This window comes from Streptomyces phyllanthi (assembly GCF_009377205.1).
In the GTDB taxonomy this organism is placed as follows: Bacteria; Actinomycetota; Actinomycetes; order Streptomycetales; family Streptomycetaceae; genus Streptomyces; species Streptomyces phyllanthi.
Genome location: NZ_VJZE01000849.1, coordinates 1 through 1,844, shown reverse-complemented (window position 1 = coordinate 1,844; position 1,844 = coordinate 1). Strand labels below are relative to the sequence as shown.

Annotated in this window: 1 protein-coding gene and 1 pseudogene; both read left to right on the top strand. The window is 69.8% G+C overall.

Annotated features, from left to right (window positions below; genetic code table 11):
• Nucleotide 1: 1 nt before the first annotated feature.
• A pseudogene (locus FNH04_RS49580) lies at nt 2–169 on the top strand (phosphopantetheine-binding protein); the annotation flags it as partial.
• A 54-nt stretch (nt 170–223) separates the two neighbouring features.
• Nucleotides 224–1,844: condensation domain-containing protein (locus tag FNH04_RS45535; protein WP_322725739.1), on the top strand; the 1,621-nt coding region annotated here is incomplete at its 3' end.

The following is a 1,844-nucleotide window of genomic DNA, read 5'->3' as shown; positions in this document are numbered from 1 at the left end:
GATCTGGGCCGGGCTGCTTGGGGTGGACCGGGTCGGGGTGGGTGATGACTTCTTCGTGTTGGGTGGTCATTCGTTGCTGGCTACTCAGGTGATGTCGCGGGTGCGGGAGGTGTTGGCGACCGAGGTTCCGCTGGCCGCGTTGTTCGATCATCCGACGGTGGGTGGTCTGGCTGCTGTGATCGATGGTTTCCGGCCTGGTGTGGTGGCTCCGCCGGTCAGTCCGGTGTCGCGGGACCAGGTGTTGCCGCTGTCGTTCGCCCAGCAGCGGCTGTGGTTCCTCGACCAGCTCGAACCCCACTCCACCGAATACAACCTGACGACACATATGCGCTGGAGCGAGACCCCGGATCCCCGAATCCTGGGAATGGCCCTGACCGCCGTCGTCGCCCGGCACGAGATCCTGCGCACCCGGCTGGTGACCGGCACCGACGGAATCGCCCGCCAGGTCGTCGACCCGCCGTCGCCGGTCCCGCTGCCTGTGGCCGACCTGTCGGACGACGACGATCCCCCAGAAGCCGGACGACGGCTGATCGCCGCAATGGCGGCCCAGCCGTTCGACCTGGCCTCCGGACCGCTGATCCGGGCCTGCCTGATCCGGCTGGGAGAATCCGGACACGTGCTGGCGCTGGCCGCCCACCACGTGGTCTTCGACGACTGGTCCTCCCGTATCTTCCGCGGCGAGCTGCTGGCCCTGTACGAGGCGTTCCGGACGGGTGAGCCGGATCCGCTGCCGCCGCTCCCGGTGCAGTACGCCGACTTCGCGGCCTGGCAGCGGGCTTGGCTGACCGGCGAGGTCCTTGACCGACAGCTGGCCTACTGGCGGGAGCGGCTCGCCGGGGCACCGCTGCTGGAACTGCCCACCGACCGCCCCCGGCCTCCGACACGCTCCAGCACCGGAGCGGTCGCCGAGTTCCGCGTACCGGCACGAACCGGCGAGTCCCTGCGGGCGATGGCCCAGGACAATGGGGCGACGGTTTTCATGACGCTGCTGGCCGCGCTCAGTGTGGTGCTGGGACGTCATGCGGGACTCGAAGACGTGGTCGTCGGAACACCGGTCGCTAACCGGAACCGGGTCGAGACCGAGGACCTGATCGGGTTCTTCGTCAACACGCTCGTCATGCGCACCGACCTGTCGGGCGACCCGTCGTTCACCGAACTGGTCGGCCGGGTCCGGGAGACCGCGCTGGGCGCTTACGCCCACCAGGACCTGCCCTTCGAGCAGCTGGTGGACGCCCTCGTCACCGAGCGGGACAGGTCCCGCACCCCGCTGTTCCAGGTCTTCTTCGACTACGCTCCCCGCGACCCGCGCGAGGACTCCGGTCCGACCCGCATCGATGCGGACGTGAACCTGGACGGCGACGGCACCGGCGAGTTCCAGGTGAAGTTCGACCTGTCCGTGACGATGGGTGACGCAGACGACGGCGGACTGGTCGGCGGCATCGAGTACAGCACGGCGTTGTTCGACGCGAAGACGATCAGCCGGCTGGCGGGTCATCTGACGACCGTGCTGGAAGCGGCCGCGGCTGACGGCGAAGTAACGCTGGGCGGCCTCCCGATGGTGTCGGCGGCGGAGCGTACCGAGTCGCTGGAGCGAGGGACGGGTGCCGCCGGACCGGGGTCCGGCGCCGTCGGCGTGCCTGAGCTGCTGGTGAGCCTTGCCGAGGAGCGCCCCGACGCCGTGGCGGTGGTGTCCGGACAGCGGCACGTGACCTACGGGGACCTCGTGGGGCGGGCGTCGCGATTGGCGCGTCACCTTCATGGTTCGGGGGTGGGTCCCGAGTCGGTGGTCGGCCTCTGCGTCGAGCGCGGGATCGACCTGGTGGCGGCCGTGGTGGGGGTGTGGC